General features: G+C 39.7%; 15 protein-coding genes. 3 read left to right on the top strand and 12 right to left on the bottom strand.

Annotated elements, in window-relative coordinates; all coding sequences use genetic code 11:
- Positions 1-102: 102 nt before the first annotated feature.
- The 6 genes from KO529_RS05390 to rhaM form a co-directional block, all read right to left on the bottom strand.
- Positions 103-2,388: a glycoside hydrolase family 20 protein gene (locus KO529_RS05390; protein ID WP_215946872.1), complete on the bottom strand. Its 2,286-nt coding sequence runs from the start codon at positions 2,386-2,388 to the stop codon at positions 103-105.
- A 207-nt stretch (positions 2,389-2,595) separates the two neighbouring features.
- Complete coding sequence (locus KO529_RS05385) at positions 2,596-3,276, bottom strand: FAD-binding oxidoreductase (RefSeq protein ID WP_215946871.1); 681 nt, start codon at positions 3,274-3,276, stop codon at positions 2,596-2,598.
- A gap of 195 nt (positions 3,277-3,471) precedes the next feature.
- Positions 3,472-4,188, bottom strand: coding sequence for a VIT1/CCC1 transporter family protein (locus KO529_RS05380; protein ID WP_215946870.1), 717 nt, complete (start codon positions 4,186-4,188; stop codon positions 3,472-3,474).
- Between the two features lie 213 nt (positions 4,189-4,401).
- Positions 4,402-5,418: an L-glyceraldehyde 3-phosphate reductase gene (gene mgrA / locus KO529_RS05375; RefSeq protein WP_215946869.1), complete on the bottom strand. Its 1,017-nt coding sequence runs from the start codon at positions 5,416-5,418 to the stop codon at positions 4,402-4,404.
- 268 nt (positions 5,419-5,686) lie between these two features.
- Positions 5,687-6,700 carry a class 1 fructose-bisphosphatase gene (fbp, locus tag KO529_RS05370; protein ID WP_215946868.1) on the bottom strand — a complete coding sequence of 338 codons (1,014 nt, stop codon included), beginning with the start codon at positions 6,698-6,700 and terminating at the stop codon, positions 5,687-5,689.
- A 221-nt stretch (positions 6,701-6,921) separates the two neighbouring features.
- Positions 6,922-7,236, bottom strand: coding sequence for an L-rhamnose mutarotase (gene rhaM / locus KO529_RS05365; protein WP_215946867.1), 315 nt, complete (start codon positions 7,234-7,236; stop codon positions 6,922-6,924).
- Between the two features lie 385 nt (positions 7,237-7,621).
- Between rhaM and KO529_RS05360 the strand changes: the two genes are divergently transcribed.
- Positions 7,622-9,073, top strand: coding sequence for a sulfatase (locus KO529_RS05360; protein ID WP_215946866.1), 1,452 nt, complete (start codon positions 7,622-7,624; stop codon positions 9,071-9,073).
- 126 nt (positions 9,074-9,199) lie between these two features.
- Here the strand turns inward: KO529_RS05360 and KO529_RS05355 are convergent, their stop codons facing one another.
- The 6 genes from KO529_RS05355 to KO529_RS05330 all read right to left on the bottom strand — a co-directional run bounded on the left by KO529_RS05355 (position 9,200) and on the right by KO529_RS05330 (position 18,516).
- Positions 9,200-10,099, bottom strand: a complete 900-nt coding sequence (locus tag KO529_RS05355; protein ID WP_215946865.1) for a dihydrodipicolinate synthase family protein — start codon at positions 10,097-10,099, stop codon at positions 9,200-9,202.
- 222 nt (positions 10,100-10,321) lie between these two features.
- Positions 10,322-12,313, bottom strand: coding sequence for a beta-galactosidase (locus KO529_RS05350; protein ID WP_215946864.1), 1,992 nt, complete (start codon positions 12,311-12,313; stop codon positions 10,322-10,324).
- Positions 12,314-12,771: 458 nt separating this feature from the next.
- Positions 12,772-14,172 (bottom strand): aminopeptidase P family protein, encoded by a 1,401-nt coding sequence (locus KO529_RS05345; protein ID WP_215946863.1) that lies wholly within the window; start codon positions 14,170-14,172, stop codon positions 12,772-12,774.
- An 84-nt stretch (positions 14,173-14,256) separates the two neighbouring features.
- Positions 14,257-16,494, bottom strand: a complete 2,238-nt coding sequence (locus tag KO529_RS05340; RefSeq protein WP_252734306.1) for a S9 family peptidase — start codon at positions 16,492-16,494, stop codon at positions 14,257-14,259.
- Positions 16,495-16,727: 233 nt separating this feature from the next.
- Entirely contained in the window at positions 16,728-17,594 is an 867-nt protein-coding gene (locus KO529_RS05335; protein WP_215946862.1) for an AraC family transcriptional regulator, read from the bottom strand.
- Positions 17,595-17,634: 40 nt separating this feature from the next.
- A complete protein-coding gene (locus tag KO529_RS05330) occupies positions 17,635-18,516 on the bottom strand; it encodes an AraC family transcriptional regulator (protein WP_215946861.1) in 882 nt (293 codons plus the stop codon).
- 220 nt (positions 18,517-18,736) lie between these two features.
- On the opposite strand from KO529_RS05330, the gene KO529_RS05325 reads away from it, so the two are divergent.
- Both KO529_RS05325 and KO529_RS05320 read left to right on the top strand, forming a co-directional pair.
- On the top strand, positions 18,737-20,323 hold the full coding sequence (locus tag KO529_RS05325; RefSeq protein ID WP_215946860.1) for an L-serine ammonia-lyase, iron-sulfur-dependent, subunit alpha: 1,587 nt from the start codon (positions 18,737-18,739) through the stop codon (positions 20,321-20,323).
- A gap of 529 nt (positions 20,324-20,852) precedes the next feature.
- Complete coding sequence (locus tag KO529_RS05320; protein ID WP_215946859.1) at positions 20,853-24,203, top strand: SusC/RagA family TonB-linked outer membrane protein; 3,351 nt, start codon at positions 20,853-20,855, stop codon at positions 24,201-24,203.
- Positions 24,204-24,236 lie beyond the last annotated feature (33 nt).

Here is a 24,236-nt window from a genome sequence, read left to right as displayed (position 1 = left end):
AACCTACCCTAATAAAATTAAATAAAGACATTGTTTATATGTCGAATATTTCATGGATATACCTTTAAAATACCATGAACACCTTGTCTTTTCTTTGTTTGATTATTTAACGGAGACCTCATCTACAAATAGCCAAGCAGAGCCTTTTCGCAAATGCCATTCAGGAAGTTCTGATCTATTTTTTGCAGTTATTTTTATAAACGAAACATCCTGCTTTTCAAAATTAGATCCAATATGCTTAATAATGGGTTCTCTTTTTTCTTGGGTAGCTATAGCTTCATCCAATACCGTTTTAAAGTTTTCACCGTCCTTTGAGATGGAAATAATCACCTTGGTAGGCAACATCACCGAGGTAGCACCTATATCCTGAAAAAAGTTTAAGCCAACATAAGAGAGTTCATTAACACTCCCCAAATCAATAAGCACCTCAAAATCCTTTTCTTTTATTCCTTGCCAACTAGGGTCATCGCCGCGGGCAATGGCAAATTTATTATCAAACAATGCCTTATCACCCCCACCGCTATAGGTTTCATTATAGGCATTGCTATAGGTAACCTTACATTGATCTCCAAAACCAGTGGAAAACATTTTTTTCAATGGAAAGCCAATAGGTTCCCCATTTCTAAAACACATCGCATTAAGTTCTATGGCTGTGGTATATTCAATGGGGCCTGAATATAATTCTGACTGCATTGTAGGATTTGAACCGTCCAACGTATATCTAATTTCATACAGGTCCAATTCATTATGTAACCTTAAATTGAATACTTTATTAACCTTATTATAGCTTACGTCATAATCAGGGGTTAAGGAACTTCCTGAATAATTATATCCCATTTCGTCCAATCTATCAAAATGGACATCCAATTTATTTATAAAATGTTCACTGTTCTTTTTCTCCACCTTGGTCCAAATAGCTTCCGAAAGTGCACTAATTCTGGGAAGCATCATATATTGGATATGGCTTAAGCTTTTCACTTGTTCCGTCCAAAGATTAGCTTGCGCACCCAGAATATGACGTTTTTTGTTTGGAGCAATGTCTTTTGGAACGGGGTTAAAATCATATATCTTCAATACATTATTGTATCCGCCCCATGAAGGGGGTTCATATTCACTTTTGCCCTGACTGTGATCCAAATACAGGGGATCGCCCGGAGACATTACCACATCATGCCCGGCATTTGCAGCTTCAATACCCCCCTCAACACCTCGCCATGACATAACCGTTGCCCTTTCTGGCAAACCTCCTTCCAATATCTCATCCCAACCTATAAGTTTTTTGTTTTTGGAATGAATAAATTTCTCCATTCTTTTAACAAAGTAACTTTGCAACTCCTCGGCAGTTTGCAGGTTTTCCTGCTGCATCCTTTTTTTACATTTATCACATTTCAACCAAGACCCCTTCCCTACTTCATCTCCGCCGATATGCACATATTCATTGGGAAATAATTCTACTACCTCACTTATTATATTTTGTAAAAATTGAAAGGTACCATCGTTCCCGGCGCAATAAACTCCGGTAATGACTTCCGTATCGCATGAAAATTCAGGATAACATTGTAATGCAGCCTCGGAATGGCCTGGCATTTCTATTTCGGGAATTACATCTATGTATCGTTCTTTGGCATAGGCAACAATCTCCCTAATGTCTTCCTTGGTGTAAAAACCTCCATAAACTTCACCCTCGGCATCCTTGGAGGTAATCTCAAAATCCTCCCAAGGTTTCTTATCCCCCTTAACCTTCCTCCAGGCACCTTTATTGGTAAGTTCGGGATATGCATCAATTTGAATTCTCCATCCAATACCATCCACTAGATGCCAATGGAATTTATTCATCTTGTGCATTGCAAGGATATCGATGACTTTTTTTACAGAATCTTTAGGAACAAAATGCCGTGATACATCCAACATCATACCTCTCCATTCATGTGCCGGTGCATCATTTATTTGCACGTAGTTCAGTACTGGTTCTTTAACCTCCGTTTTAGGAGATAACATTTGTACCAGCGTTTGGATACCATAAAAAATCCCCTGATTTGTACTTGCTTTAATCACAACACCTTCACCCCCTACTGTTAAGCTATATGCGCCATTCCGAGCGACTTCCATTGATTTTACCAAGTGAATGGCATTATCCTGTGTCGACCTTGAAATTTCTAATTGAGTATTGAAATTATCCCTTAAAAATGAATTTATTTCCTCCGTTAGCTGTTTTTCCCCAAAGCTACTATCTACAACAATTACGGTTTTATCATTAATTTTAAAAGTACCTGGCTGATAATTTATTTCATTGGGTTGGGGAATGACTCCCATTTTTGTCGGCTCTGTATTGCTACATGCGGTTACTACCAATAAAAGAATTATTTGGGTCAATCTACTAAAGTCCATATTTTTTTGCTTCAACTTTTGTCCATAAAATCATCAAATATAAATGTAAATTACATTTAGCATATTTTAGCTGAAATACATTTACATCTTCTCTTTGGATGACATTGGCCAATAGCACAAGCATCGCTTTACAATTGGGAAGGAAATGGTCCGTTAATCCGACCAATTGTGGCCTGTTCAGAACCATTTTCAACGGCTATCCATTATCTAACTTTCAATGATGACCGTTTCGGCCGAGGCACCTAGACTTAATAAGAGATCTGTTATATTAGTTACAAACTTTTTTGGCCCGCATAAATAGAAGTTCTGGCCAAAGTCGGCTATATTTTCGATAAGGAATTTTCGATCTATTCTATTTCCCCTAAATCCCACCACATTCTCGCGGGTAAATATTTTTATAAAATTACCGTCCAGCATCTTTTGCAATTCTTCTTCCATAATAACGTCTTCCGACGTTTTATTGGAATAAATCAATTTATTGCCGTGTAAGTTCTTATGGGTATAGAGATGCCTAAAAATAGAGATAAAGGGTGTAATACCCGCTCCCCCGGCAATAAAAACACCTGGCCCCTTGTATTGTATGGCCCCAAAAACTTCGTGAAGAATAAGTTCCGCCCCGGCGTGGGTCCGTCCCAACATATTGGTCACCCCTTCATGATCATTATAAATCTTGATCATAAATTCCAGGAAGCCATGTTCCATTATGGAGGTGAAGGTAAAAGGCCTTAATTGGTCCTTCCACTCGGGCAAATTAATGGCAACCTCAGTTGCCTGCCCAGGAATAAAATCATAACCCGCAGGTCTTTCCACTACAAAACGTTTCACATCATGGGTAATATAATGTGTCTCCAATATCTTAACAATATGTTGCTTATTAGCTTTTGGCATAATGGTACTTAATTTGAATATATCAAGATAATAAATTATCTGTTAATTCCTATTCCGCTAACTTAAGGACAAAGCCCAAGTCTCTGTAATATTTGGCAGATCAGCGCTTAACATTACACCAACATTCATGATATAAGGTTGAAGGTGGTTACAAGTGCTCGTTTTAATGGAGCTTATAAGGTGTGATGTTTTTCTTTATCCAATATTCACGTTGAACAAATATCCCACCATAGCGGTCAATCCCATTGCCACAGTTCCCCAGAATGTAATTCGGATAATTGCTTTTTTTATACTAGAGCCTCCGGTTTTCGCGGCCAATGCACCTAAGAAAATCAGGAAGAAAAGCGCAAAACCATATAGAGAATATTCCATATTTTCCAATGGTAAAAAGAGGGTTACAATAAGTGGCAAAATGCCTCCGATAGTAAAAGCGGCCCCAGAAGCAAAAGCAGCTTGCATTGGTTTGGCCTTACTTATTTCATTTAGTCCCAGCTCATCCCTAACGTGTGCGGCTAATGCATCTTTAGCTGTTAATTCTTTTGCAACTGTTAAGGCCGTTTCCTTTTTAAGTCCTCTTTTTTCATAAATAGCAGCCAATAATTGCAATTCAATTTCGGGCGTTTCTTTTAATTCTATAATCTCCCGGTCAATATCGGCCTTTTCCACATCCGTCTGAGAACTTACGGAAACGTATTCACCAGCTGCCATTGACAAGGCACCAGCTACTAATCCCGCTAAAGTTGCCAACACAATTGGTTCCCTGATATCACTTGCAGCTGCAACTCCTATTGCAAGACTCGCTGTTGAAAGAATTCCATCATTGGCACCGAGAACTGCCGCTCTTAACCAATTACTTCGGTGGATGTAATGATTGTCCAAATAATTATCAATATTCTTTATAGTTTCACTCATCTTGGTGGTTTAACGCAATTACACTCAACAATTGATCAATAACCATGGCAACAAATAGCCTTTTAGGGTATTATTTTTAATATATATAATTTTCAGTATTCCGCTTAAACAATATAACATGCACCGCTATGGTTTATTTATACCCTTCGCGGTGCATGTTACAATCATATTTAATAATTTTCTGGAGTGTTTGATAGGGTTGTAAATGACCCACTATTTTAAAATACTTTCTATCTCCTTTAGTTCCGCTCCACTAAAACTAAGGTTCTTGAGAGCCTCCAAATTGTCCAGTAGTTGCTCTGTTCGACTAACACCAACAAGTACTGTAGAAATGCGTTGGTCTTTCAGTAACCATGCAATGGCCATTTGGGCCAGACTTTGACCACGATTTTCAGCCAGCTTATTTAGTCGACCCACCTTGTCCAAAACCTCTGGTGTAATTTGGTCTTCCTTCAAGTAACGGCCATCCTTGCTTGCCCTACTATCATCAGGAATACCTTTTAAATATTTTTTGGTCAATACGCCTTGTGCCAATGGGGAGAAAGCAATGGAGCCTATCCCCTCTTCTTTCAACACATCCAGCAATCCATCTTCCACCCAACGATCGAACATATTATATCTAGGTTGATGGATCAATAGGGGCGTACCCAAATCCTTCATGATTTTTGAAGCCTTGGCAGTAAGCTCTGCCGGATACTGGGAAATACCTGCATATAGTGCCTTACCTCTTTGTACCAGATGATGCAATGCTCCCATGGTTTCTTCCAAGGGCGTGTCCGGATCGGGTCTATGATGGTAAAAAATATCAACATAATCCAGCCCCATTCTTTTTAGGCTTTGATCAGCTGAGGCAATCAAATATTTGCGTGACCCAAAATTACCATAAGGCCCGGGCCACATATCCCACCCTGCTTTACTGGAAATAATAAGTTCGTCACGATAAGCCTTAAAATCCTTTTTAAAAATACGTCCAAAATTTTCTTCGGCAGCACCGTAAGGCGGACCATAATTATTGGCCAGATCAAAATGGGTAATCCCGTTATCGAAGGCACAGCGCAACAGATTTCGGCCCATCTCCAGATTATCGGTATGACCAAAATTGTGCCAAAGCCCCAATGAAATTAATGGCAAAAGAATACCACTATTTCCACAGCGACGGTATTGCATGGTATCATAACGTTTATCATTGGCTTGATAATGGCCAGGATCGAAAGAGTCGTTTATTTTCATTTTTACTATTATTATCTAATTAATTTGAACAAACCCCTAAGTTAGCAAATCTTTTAAGTTTAGGAAGGCCTTGAAGAGCATATGCGCATTATACCAAGCTTAGGCATACTTTTTGGCAGGAAAAAACTCAAGCTAAAACCAGGCAAGATATGGTATGCCCACTATAGCTTTATGTAAACAGCGTCATTAAATTTTATTCTTGGTTTGGGTACATTGGCCCTGCCTATATGCAACCAAAATAATTTTATAAAAACTTTTGGTTCAATTCTTAGTCTTCCTTCAAAATAAACTCCTCCAATTTCTCGACCATTTTCATGCTTCCGCAAAAAATTGCTTCCCGTTGGTGTAATTCGGTAGGTTCTATATCCAGAATTCTTTTAGTCCCTGTGGTAGCTTTACCCTTGGCTTGTTCTGTAAGAAAAGCTATAGGGTTACATTCATATGTCAGACGTAATTTACCATTTTGCTTAGGTCCGATCCTTGGATACATATAGATACCGCCCTTTATTAAATTTCTATGGAAATCTGCCACCATTGCCCCTATGTACCTTGACGTGTAGGGCCTATCCCCTTCCTCCTTTTGGCAATATTTTATGTAAGCTTTTACCCCCTTGGAAAAATGAACGTAGTTTCCCTCGTTTACGGAATAGATCTTTCCGGTTTCCGGGAATTGCATATTGGGATGGGAATGATAAAAGGTGCCCAGAGCGGGGTTTAAGGTAAACCCGTTTACCCCGTTACCCGTCGTAAACACCAACATGGTTGAAGTACCGTACATAACATACCCCGCAGCTACCTGGTCTTTTCCAGGTTGCAAAAAGTCCCTCAACTCTACTGGACTGCCCAATGGGGATATCCTCCTATAAATTGAAAATATGGTACCTACAGAGGCGTTTACATCAATATTGGAAGAGCCGTCCAAGGGGTCGATGAGTACAACGTATTTATTATTATTATTACCGTCAATACTATTCACGGCAATAAAATCTTCCTCCTCTTCCGAGGCAATACCACATACTATACCTCGCTGTATAAGGGTCTGAATAAACTTTTCATTGGCATAGACATCCAGCTTTTGTTGGTCTTCCCCTTGAACATTGGTATTACCGGCGTCACCCAAAATATCCACTAGACCGGCTTTGTTTACTTCATGGTTGGTAATTTTGGCAGCGAGCCTTATGGCATTTATCAGTTTTGACAATTCTCCAGTGGAATATGGAAAGGAGGATTGATTGTCAAAAATAAACTCTCCAAGTGTTCTTTTTTGATTTGTGTTGGTCATAGGATAGAATTAATCGTTCTAGAATTAGTGTTTTTAATGGGGCAGAAGGTCATATTTCTTTTTCATTGACCAAGTGGTCCTAATCTTAAAAATAGGCTATGACCGCTAAAATCCCCATAATTGCTTCTACAACATTTTGAGTTGATGCTTGTTCAGTAATAAGGTAGTGACTTTTTTAACGCCATCAAAGTATTCCTTGCTTGATTGAAGTCTTTTAAACTTTATTTCAAATAAAAGACCTCCTTTAATTCTAACGAAACCGGACTGTTATCCGCATTGGTCTCCATTAGGTCTGCCATATGTGCCCACCAATCCCTACAAATTTGGGTATCGGCAATGGCGTTCCATTTTTCTTCCGATTCCAATTCCGCGTAACCAAACAATATATGGGTTTCAGGATCGAAAAATATGCTATAATTGTGAACCCCATGCATTTTCAGCACCTCTTCTAACTCCTTCCATATTGGATTATGTCTTTGCGTATATACTTCTATACTGTTAGGATAGACCTTCATTTTAAATGCTTTTCTTATCATATCTATTTTTTATATGGGTTAGTGAAATAAAATTAAACCAGGCATGAACCATTCTTCACAAATTTAAGCCATGGGGTAAATTCATGTATCCTGCACAATGCTGCTATTGGCGTTCGTTATGCCTCCCAAAACTCTAAACCCAAGCTGAAACAGTATAGTACAGGATGCAATAGAAAACAATATTTTTTAAACTTGTTTTTCAATATTATAACAATCCTACTATACCAATGAATGTAGTGTCCGGAAAAACCAGGCAGAATTAATTATAAAAATAACTTTGGCACAGAAAGCGCTCTAGAAAAATGGAATTGGAAGAATAGCATCGTAAATTGTCTCAGATTTCACTCTTAATAACTTGAGTATCCTCTAATCAAGAATCATACGCATGAAAAAAAATAACCATATCATTGTCCTACTTGGTATTATCCTAATAACTTCTTGTGGATATAAAAAGACAAAAATTGAACCTAAAGAAAAGGATAAACCCAACGTTTTGTTTATCGCCATAGACGACCTCAACGATTGGATCGGAGTTTTAGGGGGACATCCCCAGGCCAAAACACCCCATATGGACCGGCTGGCCCAACGTGGCGTACTTTTTAGCAATGCGCACTGTCAGGCACCGGTATGCAATCCCAGTAGGGCAAGCGTTATGACCTCCCTGTACCCAAGTACCTCCGGTATTTACTTTTTAAATCCAGATATAATAGAATCTCCTGTGGCAAGCAAAAACATAGTAATGCCCAAGCGGTTTCAGCAAGAAGGTTATAATGTCTTTGCTGCAGGAAAGATCTTTCATAATGGGAAAGGAATCAACGAAACCCATATTCCAAATTATGCAGGGCAATTTGGAGGGTTTGGCCCTATGCCCGAACAAAAGATAAGCACATATCCCGGACATCCTTTATGGGATTGGGGCGTTTACCCGGAAAGTGATGATCAGATGCCCGATTATAAAATTGCAAGCTGGGCGGAGAAAAAATTGACAAAAAAGCAGGACCAGCCCTTCTGGATGGGCGTTGGATTCTACCGGCCACATGTGCCGCAGTTTGCTCCCCAAAAGTGGTTCGATATGTATCCCTTGGAATCTTTGCAACTGCCAAAAACAATTTCTGATGACCTAGATGATATTCCCCCGTACGGCATCGATATCACACGCTTGAAACATGTGTCCCCAACTTTTGAATGGGTCACTGAAAATGAGGAGTGGAAACCACTTGTACAGTCTTATTTGGCCTGTGTAAGTTTTGTGGATGATCAGGTAGGCCGGGTGCTCGACGCATTGGATAATGGCGATTATGGAGACAATACTTATGTTGTATTGTTCAGCGATCACGGATTTCATTTGGGTGAAAAAGAACGCTTTGCCAAACGTAGCCTATGGGAAGACGGGGCACGAGTGCCAATGATCATTGTAGGGCCCGATATTCCTAAAGGGAAAGTTATTAATAAGCCAGTACAATTACTTGACATCTACCCTACCTTGCTGGAATTATGCCATCTAAAAACCGATCCAAAGCACGAAGGCAATTCCTTAGTACCCCTATTAAAAAATATGGACGCCGAATGGCCGCATTATGCCAGAACCTGTTTTGGGCCTGGTAACTATGCCATCATATCGGAACAGTATCGTTTTATACAGTACAACGATGGGTCCGAGGAGTTTTATGATCATAAAAATGACCCGCAAGAGTGGAATAACGTGATATCCAGCCCGGAATATGCCGAAGTTATTGGGAAGCACAGAAATCAAGTGCCCACGAACAGGCATCATATCCTCGGCAATGGTTCCACAGGTCACGAGTCCTATGAGGCAACCGAAATAGAGAACCATTAGACTTGATGTTGTTCTACATTTACCGAGTTTTCTACAAACATAAAAGGCTTCCAAGAGATTGGAAGCCTTTTATTTACTATTGATCTTATTAGGATTACCTGCCATAGACCTTGCTTATCAAGCTTTTTAAGCTGGCAAGATTGGCCTATTTTTCATGGCGGTATCTATTATTTTTAAAACACGTTCTCTTTCAGCTCCTTGTAAAGGCAATCTTGGAGCTCTGACGTTTTCGGTTCCAATACCGGTCGCTACTTCCGCCAATTTAATGTTTTGTACCAATTGCGGGCTAATATCCAACTCCAATAGAGGCATAAACCAGCGATAGATTTCCATAGCTTCATCAACCTTAGCGGCTTTTACCAAATTATAAATAGCAACTGTTTCTGCGGGATAGGCACAAACCAATCCGGCTACCCATCCGTCTGCACCTGTTACCAAACTTTCCAAGGCAAGTGTATCCACACCGGTCAAAACTTTTAAGCGATCGCCAAAACGGTTCTTAAGTCGTATTACATTGGTAATATCCCTTGTAGATTCCTTAACTGCCTGAATATTATCACACTTAATCAACTCCTCGAACATATCCAGAGTTACCTCTATTTTATAATCCACAGGGTTGTTGTAGATCATTATCGGCAAGGAAGTACTTTTGGCTATCGCCGTAAAATAAGTTACGGTCTCAAAATCCGTGGCCTTATATCTCATGGGAGGCAAAAGCATTAATCCATTGGCCCCAATAGATTCTGCATGTTGGGCCACGGCAATAGCACCTTCGGTTGTTTGCTCAGCGATATTGATAATTACCGGAATTTTATTATCCGTAATAGACAAGGTAGTCTTGATAAGAATTTCCTTTTCCTCGGGTTTTAGAGTGCTGGCCTCTCCTAGGGTTCCACCTAGGATAATCCCGTTAACACCAGCTTCCATTTGAGCTTTTATATTTTTTTCAAACATCACAAGATCTAGCTGATCATCCTCAGTGAACTTGGTTGTTACTGCTGGCATTACGCCTTCCCATTTTATCATGTTATTCATTATTTTAAAACAAAAATAGATGATATCATTAGAAAAAGTATTTCAAAAATTAGCAGGTCATCATACTATATTATCTTAAAAATATTCAGAAGTTTTTCCCATTAAATTTTTGGAACTAGAAATTCAAATTAGATTAAACCAAGAATCTAGAAGAGCAAGTTGCAGGGTTCCTATAAATAGACCTAAACCCAAAGATATTTTCATCCTTATATTTTAATTCTCTAAAGGGTTAACCCTTAATAGTACCGTTGATTTTGGTTTCAATGTCAATTTTAACTGTCTGGTGGAATCGTACAAGATTGTATTTTCCAATGGATCTATCACCTGGGCGTTAAATGGAAAATTGATGGTCCGTTCCCCGCCTTCTATGGTATGTATACCCATCCAGTTTCGGCCTATATAGAATACATCCTCTGTCTCAATATACCTATGTACACCAGCCTGTTCCCATGTCTCCCCCAATTCCGAGGCCGACCATTTAAGTTTTCCGTCCCTAAACAATTCCCCTCCATTGGGATCGAAGATTTTGGTTCCTTTACCACTGGTCCATAGAACGGTTATTCCCTGTTTGTTCCATTTTTTAATTCTAGACTCCTCCTTTGAACTTAGTTCAAGAAACCCCATAAGCCAAACAACCTTGTATTGCGATGTTGGCATACTTTTTAAATCCGTTCGAAGAAATAGGTCGTATGAAGTCCCTGTTTTTGCCAGTGGATAACGGTTAGATAAAATATTCTCTGTAAGATGGCCATAGGTTGGGTCCCAAAAAGAGATTTCTTCATCTACCACTACCCCTACCTGTGGTTTCATCTTTTCTCCCTGTGAAGGGGGAAAGGTGCTGTGAAATTGCTGTGTCTTCTTTAATACATTCAATAGTTCAGGATCACTAAACCACCCGCCCCACATATCGAACCACCAGCCTCCATACCCATAGGCCAGCATTCTTGCCGTGTTTTTCCATAAAAATGCTACCGAGGTGTCCATATCTTCGGGGCCTAGCCATACCCCGCTCTCATACTGTCCAGGAGGTGCTATGCCTTTTGAACGGTCTTTCAACAAGGTGGTTATGGACGTTCGGGTATCGTTTTCCGTAAGCCATAATTTGCCATGGAGGTGAACCGAATTTACCGCTGCCATTGCCGGCCAGTCCTCCCCTATCACTCGATTGTACACATTTGGGCTCGACAGATAATCCAGATCCGGACAATCCAACAACTTTGCCAGGGCACCGTGTCCGCGCCTGGCGTCCCCCACAAAATAGTGGTATCCGGAAAAGGCTCCCGTCAAAAGCTTGCCGTGGCTCTTTTCTTTGACAATTTTGCAGAAATAGGCAATGTTATCTACTAAGACCTCTGCCTGGAAGCGATAGGTATCAATATAGTTTTGATCCTTATCGGGATTCCTCCATTCCCTGCGTTTTACAGGTTCATCTATATTGGCCAAATGGGCATTGTCAAAAGTAAGTGAAGGGTTGTTCCATGCCTTTCTCAAGGCATCATTGTTCTTGTAACTTTCCTTTAACCATTGCCTAAAAGCCAGTAAACGGGCAGGGTTTTGATCCTGATATTGTTTGGGATGATAAAACCATTCCTCTGTTAGGCCACTTGCAACATGTATTCCCACCAAATATTGGGAGTATTTGGAAGCTAAAAGCCAATCCAAACAGTCACGGAATACCTCCGCCGTTTTTTCCCTCCATACTTTCGAGGCAAAACACTGACGAAAAGTAGTGCCATCCGGGACATGTGCTGAGGCTTCCGGGTATAATTGCGTCCACCATTCCGGGGGATCCAGATAAAAACGGATAATAACCTTTGCCTTGGGATCCGCTTCTATAATCTTTTCAAAATCCTTTACCAAGCTGGTAAAATCATATTCACCTTCCCCTAACCAAATGGGTGATCTAAAAGCACCTATACCAGAAATGGTATTTATTCCTCCTTCTCCCAGATAGGCCGGAATGTTATAAATATGGATACCCGTTGCCGCTATTTCCTTGTAATATTGTTCCTCTCCTAAATAGGACATGTAGGCATATGGCGGATAGGTTTCTCCGTCAATTACCAGGGAGGGATTACCTTCTGTCCATTTTATTGCTGCCTTGGATTGTGCTTTGACCTTCATATTCCCAATGAAAAACAGTGCCATTAGGAGAAAAAAATGATAGGGTTTATTAAATAAGCACCAGGTAAAATCTCTTTTCATTTAAACTTATATAATCCTTAAGTGGATAGGATTAGGTAAAAATAATAATCTAACCTAACTCTCCAAGCCGTACTTTCAAAAATCAAAAAAAACAAGTAGCTGCCCCAGTTACAGTTTACACCAATATAAGACCAGGTTCAGAGATTCCAACAAATAATAGGACCATCAACTATTCCCTTTAAATCTCCTGGATTCTTGAACACAAATTGAATGTGTAGAAAACAAACCCAAACGGTATTTTAGTAAAAACGAATTAAAGCTTTGCCCAATTGCAGAACTCGGACCTTTTCGCAATTTTAATAAAACTAAAAAGGCTTCCAATATCTTGGAAGCCTTGTATTTGTTGTTGTAATCGTAAGCAGATTAGCAGTGATGGTACTTTCCCATATATGATTTAAGTTCAGGACCAATACAAATCACCCGCAATCCATTGATTATAGTCCATTGTTCAAATAGCCCTAAAGACGGGTTTTGGAAATTCTAAAATCTTCTATTTCCATAGAGGTAGTAGGGAGTTTGGCCCCTAACAAACGGCTACCATTTTGGGTTATTAGGAAATCGTCCTCTACACGTATTCCTCCAAAGCTTTTGTATTCTTCCAATTTATCGTAGTTGACGAATTCAAAGTATTTATTTTCACTCTTTCTCAGTTCTATAAGTTCTGGGATGAAGTAAATTCCTGGTTCTATGGTTAAGACCATTCCCTCTTCCAAGGCCCTTCCCAAGCGAAGGGATTTAAACCCAAACTCTTTGCTTTGATGTATGTCATCGGTATATCCAACATATTGCTCTCCCAAATTTTCCATATCATGGACATCCAGTCCCATCATATGCCCCAATCCACATTGAAAGAACAAGGTATGGGCGCCTGCCTCCACGGCCTTATCCGCATCCCCTTTCATTAACCCTACATCAATTAGACCTAGCACTATTTCTTTACTAGCAGCAAGATGCACATCTCTAAATAGCTGTTTGGGTTTTAGCATCCTAACAGCGGTTTTATAAGAGCTATAGACTATATCATAAATTTCTTTCTGTTTAGGACTGAAGGTGTTGTTCACGGGAAAAGTCCGTGTAAGGTCGCCTGCATATCCTGAAAAATTCTCCGCTCCACAATCGCACAGCACCATATCACCCTCTTTTAAAAGGTTTCCCCTAAAATGATTATGAAGTATTTGTCCGTCTATAGTTACTATGGAAGGAAAAGAGGTATTATTCCCGTTGGCCATTGCAATATTTTGAACCGCTCCGAACAAATCTGCCTCGGTCATTCCCGCTTCTGCGATCTCCATAGCCTTATATTGCATTTCCACGGTTGTATTTACCGCTTTTTCAATTTCTTCGATCTCGGCACTGGACTTTATAGACCTCAGTTTTACTACGGCCTTTATTAAATTGGTAGAAACCTTTTTTGAAACCTCAGTAGCTGGTAAATTAAACAGTTCCGATAATTTTAAATTATGTTCAGGGCGATAGGGCGGTAGATAATGAATCTGTCTCCCTTTGGCCATTGCACTTTTTATATAACCTTCAAGACTTTTAGAGGGGCTTACATTGGCTACCCCTACTTTATGGGCCTGCTCTTCCAAAGAATCGATGGGCCCCGTAAAGACAATATCATCAATGGATAAATTATCTCCAAAAACAATCTCACTGTCTTCATCCAAATCCATTATAGCATTCAATCCAGGTATTTGAAGTCCAAAGAAATAAATAAAGGAACTATCCTGCCTATAGGGATAGGTGTTATGTTCAAAATTTATTCCACTTTCGTCATTTCCAAGGAAAAGAATCAATCCATCGCCCAGCAATTCCCTTAACTTTTTCCTTCGTTTTATATATTCCTCCTTTGCAAACATAGATTTGATGATTTATATCGAAACAGATAATTCCCTATAGAATACCAATGATATCCCCTTATAATTTGTAATAAACTCTTGTGATTATTTACCTCCGGCAGGTAAGTTCTTTTTCCAAAAAACTTCCATTGTTTCCCTTAGGTGATATGAGGTATTTTCCCGTTCATAAATTGAATGTGCCCTCATTGGATAAGACATCATATTAAAGATCTTATTGTGCTCTATCAATTTGTTGACCAACATCTCAAAACTCTGATAATGTACGTTATCGTCCGCAGTACCGTGTATGATCATTAAATTTCCCTCTAAGTGCTGTGCGAAATTAATTGGAGATCCATCGTGATATCCCTTGGCATTATCTTCCAACAGCCCCATATATCTCTCCTGGTAGGTAGCATCATAAAGTCTTTGGTCTGACACAAAGGAAACGGCCAATCCTGAGGAATAGATTTCGGGATACCTAAACATACAGTTCAGTGTCATTTGGCCTCCACCACTCCAGCCCCAAATTCCAACTCTGGACGGGTCCAAGAAATCATAGGTATTTAAAATTTCCTTAGCAGCCTTGCTCTGGTCTTCCGATGCAAGAATCCCTATTTGCCCATAAATGGATTTACGCCATTTATTACCTCTAGGGGTTTTAGTTCCGCGATTGTCCACACTCATTACAATGTACCCCTGTTGGGCCATATACTGGTCCCAAAGACTGCCGCCACCCCAATTGTCCTGAACGGTAGCACCTGCAGGCTCTCCATAGACATAAAACAACAAAGGATATTTTTTTGTAGCATCAAAATCCTTTGGCTTAATCATCCAAGCATCCAAAACCTCATCTCCAATATCTACCTTTACAAACTCTTTAGGATTCAATTTCAAGGCATCAAATTTGCCCTTTAGTTCCTTGTTATCCTCCAAAACTCTTTTTACCCTGTGGTTGGGAAGACTTATCAAGGAATATACGGGAGGGGTAACCGCATTCTGAAATACCTGGATTCCCCATTTGGCGTCATTGGATATTTGATAAGAGCTCTGCCCTGCATTTGAGCTCGGAGTTATCCTTTCGGCTTCGCCTTTTCCATCTATACGGCTCCTGTACAAATATCTTTGGGTGAAATTATCCGGGGAAGCAATATAATACACATACCCTCCCTTTGGATCTATACAGTTAATCTCCACCACGTCAAAATCGCCTTTAGTGATAGGCTGTACCACACTTCCATCCCTTGATACCTTATAAAGGTGCAACCATCCATCCCTCTCACTGGACCAAGTAAAGTACTTTTCATTGTCCAACCACCGTACATCATCATGAATATCCAAAAAAGCATCATCCTTTTCTGTCAATATATTAGTGAGTTCCATAGTCTGGATATCCCCAATAAAGACTTTATTGGTGTTTTGTCTACGATTTAATTGTTGGATCATTACCTCATTTGAATTGGGAATAAAATCCATACGTGCCAAATAATTGTTCTTTGGATCACCTGGAACCTTGAACCATTTTGAAATACCATTTTCCACAGATACCACCCCAACTTTTACAGTTGAAAGTTCCGTGCCTACCTTTGGATAAGGCATTGGAATAGGTTTGGAGTATATGGAATCTACATTGTTGATCATGTAAAAGGTCCCTACATCCTTGGTATCCGATTGCCAATAGGCAATATTTTTACCGTCAGGGCTCCACCTGAAGCCATCCCTACAATTTAATTCCTCTTCATAGACCCAATCGAAAGTACCATTTACAATATTATCACCTCCATCCTTAGTGAGCTGATCTATCTTATGATTTTCCAGATTTTCCGAATATATATTCAATTCACTCACATAAGCCACTTTGGAAGCGTCTGGTGAAAATTTAGCAAACATCAAGGTCGCCGAAGGCAAAGATTGTCCCAGCCTTGCCAATTTATTGGTCTTCAGATCCAACACCCAATAATCGCCACGTGTGTGATACCTCCAAACTTTACGTGTATTGGTAAATAGAAGAAGTTTGTTGTTATCCAGGGACCATTGGTAATCCGAAATGGTAATAGGTTTACTTTCTCCCTTAGGAATTAATTGGGTAGCAGAGACCAAAACCGATCTTGCACCACTTTTTGCATCATACTTAACAATATCCCTACCCCCGATTTCTTTATTGGCCTCTAGAGTAGAATATCCTTTATTGTCCTTCATCCAGCGCACCGGACCAAAACCCTTTTGACCGTATATACCATTCTTATAAATATCATTTAATTGTAAGGTCGATCCATCTTGTGCCAGACCGTTACCAATAAAAAACAAAAAGCACAGTATGCTTCCTAAAATCCCTTTTTTCATAACTATTATTATATTCTAAATACCATTATTCAGTAACCCGAACCAAAAGTAACACTTCCCAAAAAAATCTTACATGTATCGGAACAACAATATTACAAAGTCCATCGGCAGGGCATATTGCCCAAATTAGCAAATAGTGATACTATTTTAGAAGTCGATTTTAAGAAATTATTGAACAGCCCTATAGTTTAGGAAGAAATAAACCGCTTGGTCGCCAGTTATACCAATACCTTCTAGTCATTATTTAGATTTGACCGATATTCCATAGGGGACATCCCTGTGTATTTTTTAAAATGCTTATGAAAATTGGATAAATTGTTGAATCCACTTCCATACCCACAATCCGAAATACTATAATTGTCATTATGCAGTAGTTCACAGGCACTACCAATTCTAACCTCCGCCAAATATTGGGAAAATGTTTTCTTCGTCTTGGTTTTGAAAAACCTACAAAAACCCGTTGGGGACATATGGGCCAAATCGGCAATTTCAGAAAGCGTAATTAAATCCCTATAGTTTTCTTTTACGAAAGCACAGATCTTTGCGATTTTCGGGTCATCTTCAACACCAATTTTACTGGGTGCCGCCTTAGGTGATAATATCATTACGTTATTATCCCTAGAGGCCACATTGAGCAACTTCAAAAACAATAAAAATTTATTTAGACCCGTACTCGTGGTAAGCTCCTCAATATAATCTGTTAAATATGTTGCACTATCCCTGTTCACCTTTATCCCATAGTGTGAAGATTCTATCAATTTATTAATTCTGTAGGCCTCGGGCACATTTCTCAAGGATTCCTTGATTTTATCTTGATCAAAAAACAGTGAAATGGCCTTGGAACCATTATCAGAATTCTCTATGGAATCATTAGTGGTCTTTAAGGCATGAGGCAAATTCCTACCAAAGAAATACACATCACCCTTTTCATAAGGAACTACCTTGTCCGAGACAAAAAGAAATCCACTTCCCTCTTGAATCATGGTAATTTGAAATTCCTTGTGATAATGAATCTGCTGATAAAATTTATTTACATTCCACTTTTCCACGACTGGCGTACCGCTTTCCGGTAACAAAACATTATAAGGCTGTGCGATCATATTCTATGGATTATAAAAATTATCTGTAAAAAATATTTATCTAATTGAAATTGGATGAAACACGCAATTTATATTCCGTAGGCGTCATACCCTTAATAGTTTTAAAATGCCGGTGAAAACTTGAGATATTGGTAAATCCGGAATTAAAACAACTTTCAGTTGTATTATGGGTTCCGGCCCTAATAAACTCACAAGCCTTGGTGATCCGCAATTCAATAAGAAATTGTATGTAGGTTTTTTGTGTTCTGGACTTAAAAAATCTACTAAATGTAGGCGGAGTCATTTTAAAATGACCAGCTACATCGGCCAACGAAATTCTTTCTTTAAAATTGGATTCGGTATAAGCAAATACCTCATTGATCATATGAATGTCCTCATCGACCAAATCGGCCTCTATTTCCTCACGAGCCGAAAGATAATCACCTTGATTGCCATTGGAAATAAAATCCAATATATCCAATAGTTCAAGAACCTTATCAAAATCGTCCATATTCCGCAACCGTCGGATTTTGGAAAGAATTTCCGGAGAATTGCCAGCACCCAACTTATAACCCAAGGAGGCATTATCCAATAAATTCTTAATAGTGCTTGTTTCAGGGTTTTGCTCGAATAGAGATTCAAAAACATTCCTATTAAAAAAAATACTGATCCTTCTAGCACCGGATCCCATGTCGTCTGCTTCAATTTTATCCTCGGTTTTAAATCCATGAGGCAAATTACTGCCAAACAGATACACCTCGCCGGGCTCAAAACTATAGGTTTCTGAACCGGCCAAGAGATAACCACTGCCCTCCACTATACAGGTGAGTTGACATTCCTCGTGAAAATGGACCAGATCGTAAACATGATCGTCATCGCATTCTTCTACGCGAATCGACATATTTTTCTGCATTGGCACCTTAAAAGCAATTACATTTGACATAAAATCACTTTCTAATATTAAATTAAAAAGTTAATTTACAAAAAAAGTCTTAACTTCAGCTATAATATTATATAAAAATATGACGGTGAATGCATAGATTTGAACAATAGATAAATAACTATGACCGCGTTTAGCAAATTATAAATTTCGGATTTATAAACTAAGAATATAAAAAAGCATAAAATTACCATTCACATTAAGATCTTATATAATTATATCTATGAAAACATATCCCAGTATTTTTAATGACGTAATAGGCCCGGTAATGAGGGGGCCATCCAGTTCGCATTGTGCAGCAGCACTAAGGATAGGACGAATTTGCCGGGATTTAATGAACAATATCATTGAGGAGGTATATATAGAATTTGACCCCAATGGATCTTTGGCCACGACCCACTCCGGACAAGGCTCTGATATGGGGCTTTTTGGCGGACTATTGGGCTGGGATGCCGACGATGAGCGGCTTAAGGATTATGAAATGCACATTAAGAATGCCGGAATCAAAATAGATATAGACATTCACCCCATAGGTGCCGACCATCCCAACACCTATAAAATCACTTTAAAAAACAAGACCGAGACACACCAAGTTATTGGCCTCTCTACCGGTGGCGGTATGATCGAAATTATTGAAATAGACCAAAGTCCGGTATCCCTGATGGGCGATTTTAACCTGACCTTGATTTATAGTGATTCCGCTCCAGACCTTTTGGAGTCCATTTCAAAAATGAATCTAGGAGAAGCATCGCTACATTCCGGTTCCGCTAAATTCATCTTGGTCCAATCCAACGAAGTGGATCAACAAAAACTTCTACAAGAAGTCTCCAAGTTGGAAGTACCTTTAAAAATACGGACCCTTGACCCCGTACTCCCAATAAAATCAAGAAAAAACCTTTCTGTACCATTTATTACAGTGGAAGAGCTACTGGAATACAACAAGGACAAAAACCTTAATCTTTGGGAGTTGGCTGCCGACTATGAAAGCCAAAGGGGGAACATCACCAAGGAGGAGGTTATGGACAAAATGGGACGCATAGTGGACATCATGGAAAATTCCATTAAACTTGGCCTTAAAGGAACCCATTACAAAGACCGTATATTAGGAAGTCAATCCCTCATCTTCAAAAAAAATAAGGAAGAAAAGAAACTTATTCCAGGTGATGTTTTGAACAACTCTATTATGTTCACCTCATCCATGATGGAAATAAAAAGCTCCATGGGCGTTATAGTGGCAGCCCCTACCGCAGGCTCCTGCGGTGCCTTGCCCGGAACTATTATAGGCACCGCTACTACTTTAGGATTTTCCAGGGACCAAATGATACAAGCCATGCTGGCCGCAGGATTAATTGGAGTATTCATAACGGCCCACGCCACATTTTCGGCCGAAGTTGGGGGTTGTATGGGGGAATGCGGATCTGCCTCAGGAATGGCGGCCGCTGGAGTAGTAGTTTTAAAGGACGGAACCCTATCCCAGTCCCTTGCAGCCGCCTCCATGGCTCTACAAAGTTCCTTAGGTTTAATTTGCGACACCGTAGCCGACAGGGTTGAAGCTCCATGCCTGAACAGAAACGTGATGGCCTCCTCAACAGCAATCTCTTGCGCCAACATGGCACTATCCGATTACGACCAGGTTATTCCGCTTGATGAAGTAATAGAAACCATGAAAAGAGTTGGAGATGCCATTCCACACACCTTGAGATGCACCGGACTAGGAGGTTTGGCCATAACAAAGACAGCCAAAAAAATTGAAGCTGCCCTTCAGCACAACAAATCGGTTCCCGGAAAAGTATCCTATAAATCCTGCTGATATAGCATTCACACTGCTGTCAGAATTCTCGGCACAGACCAACAACCATTTACTCTCATAAATTTGCAAGGGGCAAAACTTTTTACATTATTCAAAGTTTTGCCCCAATAAATTTTACATAAAGCAAATATTGAAAGTCAAGTTTCGATATTCCAAAATATACGCTATTTCCAGGTACTTCACACCACACAGCACCTTCTTAACCTTTTGTTAATATAGTACACCAATACGCTAAGATACCGCCTATTTTGTTTGCATATATAATTTAAATTTACACTATTATTAACACAGGTTTAATAAGGTTTTAATTTTTATTGACACCAAACTGCAATAAGGAGCAATAACGGTTTAATTTGTTCCCTCTTATGAAGGTAATATGACCTTCCACCTTAAAGGACGTATTAAGCCATAACTCTTAAACATTGGCCTAAGTATTTAACTAAAACCCCATTAAACCCAAACAATGCTGTAATGCAGCGAATCTAACTGACAACAACAGAACATTATCTAACATTAAACATTTTATGGTATGACAAAAAAAACCAAGCTTAGGCAAGAATTACCCCGGAAGTTTAAATTTGACATGGTCATAAAGCCGTCCTTAACTCTTTTGCTAGGTGCAATGGTGGCTTTTCCCAGTAGCAATTACGCTTCGGAAACAAACGTTCTCAACGCGGCAACAAGCCTCAAGACCTCAACCTATTCCAGTGAACAGAGCAACCCCCAACAACAAATTACAGGGGTAGTTTTAGATAATAATGGCCTTCCTTTACCTGGAGCCAACATATTGGAAAAAGGAACCACCAACGGTACCCAAACGGATTTTGATGGGGAGTTCTCAATTTCTGTATCCAATCCAAACGCAGTATTGGTAGTTTCATATTTAGGATTCGTCAACAAGGAAATAAGTGTATCCGGACAATCCAGCATTTCCGTGACCCTAGAAGAGGATGCTTCCCAATTGGAAGAAGTAGTAGTAACGGCGCTAGGTATTACAAGGGAGAAAAAGGCTCTTGGATATGCGGTTCAGGAACTTTCCGGTGACGACATTAAAAACACCTCTGAAACCAATGTCATTAACGCTTTGGCCGGAAAGTCGGCCGGGGTTTTAATTAACAATTCAAATGGTAACGTAGGAGCTTCTTCGAGAATAACGATTCGAGGAAACCAATCCCTTACAGGTAATAACCAACCCCTGTTCGTTGTAGATGGAATACCAATAGACAATACCATTGTATCCAGTACACGTGGAGGTTACGACTTTACGGATATGGGTAACGGTGCGGCGGACATCAACCCCTCAGATATTGCCGAAATGACCATTCTAAAAGGTGGAAACGCTGCTGCACTTTACGGTTCCAGAGGAGCCAATGGAGTTGTATTGATCACCACTAAAACTGGAAAAGGAAAAGGATTCTCTGTAGCAGTAGAGAATACCGTTACCCTTAGCAGCCCATTTTTACTTCCTGATTACCAAAATGAATACGGCCAGGGTGGTGGACAACAATTTTGGTATGAAGACGGATTGAACGGAGGAAAAAATGACGGTGTAGATGAAAGTTTTGGTCCCCGTTTGGATTATACGGTCCAAGCCGAAGATATTGCTCCTGGTGGAAAATTATACTGGGCAGTAGAGGCCGGTTTTCCACAAACCCCTGGGGAAATCCTTTCACTACCTCAATTTGACTCGCCCGTTGACCCGGTAACCGGAGAACGTACACCAACTCCTTGGATTTCACACCCCAACAACATAAAGAACTTTTATGAAACCGGAATTACAAGAATTACCAATGTTGCCTTGACCAATGGCGGTGATTGGGGGAATATGCGACTTTCCATAACCAACTCGGATCAAACCGGTATGGTACCAAACACCAACCAAGTTAAGAATACCATTAATTTTTCCGGTAATACCAATTTAACGGATAAGCTTTCATTTGAAGCCAAAGGTTCCTATATCAATTCCAATGGCAACTTGAACGGAGCAGGTTATACTTTTAACAACATTGGTATGCAGACCATATGGACAGCAAGGCAAGTGGATTGGGACTATATGAAAAATAACATAGAAAATCCCGATGGAACCCAAATTAGCTGGATCAACAGATGGCATAATAACCCTTATTGGATACAGTATAAAAACTTAAACCCACAGACCAAAAACAGACTTATTGGTTCCAGCTCCCTTAAATATCAATTTAACGACTGGTTAAGCCTATCTACTAGGGCGGGTATTGATTATTCCAATGAACAAGTGGAACTTATAAGAGCATATTACGGTAACAATGACCCAGAAGGAAGATACGGTGTAAGCAATTACTTTAGACAGGAAATAAATGCAGATGTATTGCTTTCTGCCGTTAAGAACATCACAGATGACATATCATTGAACGCCAACTTGGGTGCCAATATCATGAACAACCAATATAGACTACAAACTTCATCCGTAGATAGATTGGTGGTACCCAATATATATTCGTTGTCCAATGCCAAGGAAACACCGACTACCACTTTCTACCAAAGGGAAAAGGAAATTCAAAGTGCCTTCGCCTCCCTTTCTCTTGGTTATAAGAGCCAGGTATATTTAGATTTGACCGGTAGAAATGATTGGTCGTCTACTTTGCCTAGTAGTAACAACTCCTACTTCTATCCCTCTGCTACTACAAGTTGGATATTCTCTGAAACCTTTAAAACAAATAGAAACATACTTAGTTTTGGTAAGGTTAGATTAAGTGTAGCGCAAGTTGGAAACGATACGGATCCATATAGATTAAACGCCACCTATAGTGCCGCTACACCTTATGGAGAAAACCCAGCCTTTAGCCTAAGCAGCGCCATGCCGCCTGCCGATCTGGTAAATGAGCTTATTACTTCCAAGGAACTTGGATTGGATCTAAAATTCTTCAACAATAGATTGGGAATTGATGTAACCCTTTATAACTCGGTTGCAAAAAATCAAATTTTGAGCGCTCCTGTATCCCCTACTTCCGGATATAACACACAAGTTATTAATGCCGGTCAGGTAGACAACAAGGGTGTTGAAATAGTTTTGAACGCAACCCCTATCCAAACAAACAATTTCTCATGGGACTTAACTGCTAATTACGGCACAAACACAAGTGAAATTATTGCTTTAAATGGCGACATCGAACGCTTGGAACTGTTCAAAACGGAAGGTAATCAAATTAATGTAGTAGCAGATGTTGGAGGTTCTTATGGTGATATGTGGGGAAAAGGTTTCGTATATCATGAAAACGGAAAACCCATTGTAGATGCCAATGGCGTGCCACTTACAAGTGAGATAAAGAAATTAGGGAACCTTATGCCGGACTGGATAGGTGGACTTAACAATTCCTTTACTTATAAGAATATCAATTTAAGCGTACTTATAGATGCCAAAATGGGCGGTGATGTATATTCAAGAACCAATCAAGATGGCTGGGCCACAGGTGCCTTGACCAGTACAGTAGGTCTAAACCCTAACGGCGTAGATGTCAGGGATCCACTAGCAGACGGAGGCGGATACCTTTTTGATGGGGTATTCGAAGACGGAACTCCAAATAACGTATACAAAGATTTGGACGGTTTTAGATGGAATTCCTTTGCTAGGGCAGAAAGATGGCTATATGATGCTTCTTATGTGAAATTAAGACAGATTACCTTATCCTATTCACTACCCAAAACATTGGTCAGTAAAATTGGCCTTAAGGGTATGGATCTTTCTATTTTCGGAAGAAACCTTGCTTTACTTTACAAGAAAAATGAAAATTTTGACCCAGAGGTATCCAATAAGGATGCCAGTTTATCCTCTCAGGGATCGGAATTCGCATCCAATCCATCGGCTAGAAATATCGGATTCAGGGCAAAAATTACATTCTAAAAACTAAATTAATTAATTGTAATCTTAAACTAA

The organism is Arenibacter algicola (genome assembly GCF_018860365.1).
In the GTDB taxonomy this organism is placed as follows: Bacteria; Bacteroidota; Bacteroidia; order Flavobacteriales; family Flavobacteriaceae; genus Arenibacter; species Arenibacter algicola_B.
This window is presented reverse-complemented; position numbering and strand designations above follow the sequence as displayed.

What these genes read in the sequence shown, in the direction of transcription:
- mgrA (WP_215946869.1), bottom strand. Translation starts at nt 5,418, where the DNA reads ATGAAAATAAACGACTCTTTCGATCCTGGCCATTATCAAGCCAATGAT.
- KO529_RS05325 (WP_215946860.1), top strand. Translation starts at nt 18,737, where the DNA reads ATGAAAACATATCCCAGTATTTTTAATGACGTAATAGGCCCGGTAATG.
- KO529_RS05390 (WP_215946872.1), bottom strand. Translation starts at nt 2,388, where the DNA reads ATGGACTTTAGTAGATTGACCCAAATAATTCTTTTATTGGTAGTAACC.
- rhaM (WP_215946867.1), bottom strand. Translation starts at nt 7,236, where the DNA reads ATGATAAGAAAAGCATTTAAAATGAAGGTCTATCCTAACAGTATAGAA.
- KO529_RS05360 (WP_215946866.1), top strand. Translation starts at nt 7,622, where the DNA reads ATGAAAAAAAATAACCATATCATTGTCCTACTTGGTATTATCCTAATA.
- KO529_RS05320 (WP_215946859.1), top strand. Translation starts at nt 20,853, where the DNA reads ATGACAAAAAAAACCAAGCTTAGGCAAGAATTACCCCGGAAGTTTAAA.
- KO529_RS05380 (WP_215946870.1), bottom strand. Translation starts at nt 4,188, where the DNA reads ATGAGTGAAACTATAAAGAATATTGATAATTATTTGGACAATCATTAC.
- KO529_RS05340 (WP_252734306.1), bottom strand. Translation starts at nt 16,494, where the DNA reads ATGAAAAAAGGGATTTTAGGAAGCATACTGTGCTTTTTGTTTTTTATT.
- KO529_RS05330 (WP_215946861.1), bottom strand. Translation starts at nt 18,516, where the DNA reads ATGTCAAATGTAATTGCTTTTAAGGTGCCAATGCAGAAAAATATGTCG.
- fbp (WP_215946868.1), bottom strand. Translation starts at nt 6,700, where the DNA reads ATGACCAACACAAATCAAAAAAGAACACTTGGAGAGTTTATTTTTGAC.
- KO529_RS05345 (WP_215946863.1), bottom strand. Translation starts at nt 14,172, where the DNA reads ATGTTTGCAAAGGAGGAATATATAAAACGAAGGAAAAAGTTAAGGGAA.
- KO529_RS05385 (WP_215946871.1), bottom strand. Translation starts at nt 3,276, where the DNA reads ATGCCAAAAGCTAATAAGCAACATATTGTTAAGATATTGGAGACACAT.
- KO529_RS05350 (WP_215946864.1), bottom strand. Translation starts at nt 12,313, where the DNA reads ATGAAAAGAGATTTTACCTGGTGCTTATTTAATAAACCCTATCATTTT.
- KO529_RS05355 (WP_215946865.1), bottom strand. Translation starts at nt 10,099, where the DNA reads ATGATAAAATGGGAAGGCGTAATGCCAGCAGTAACAACCAAGTTCACT.
- KO529_RS05335 (WP_215946862.1), bottom strand. Translation starts at nt 17,594, where the DNA reads ATGATCGCACAGCCTTATAATGTTTTGTTACCGGAAAGCGGTACGCCA.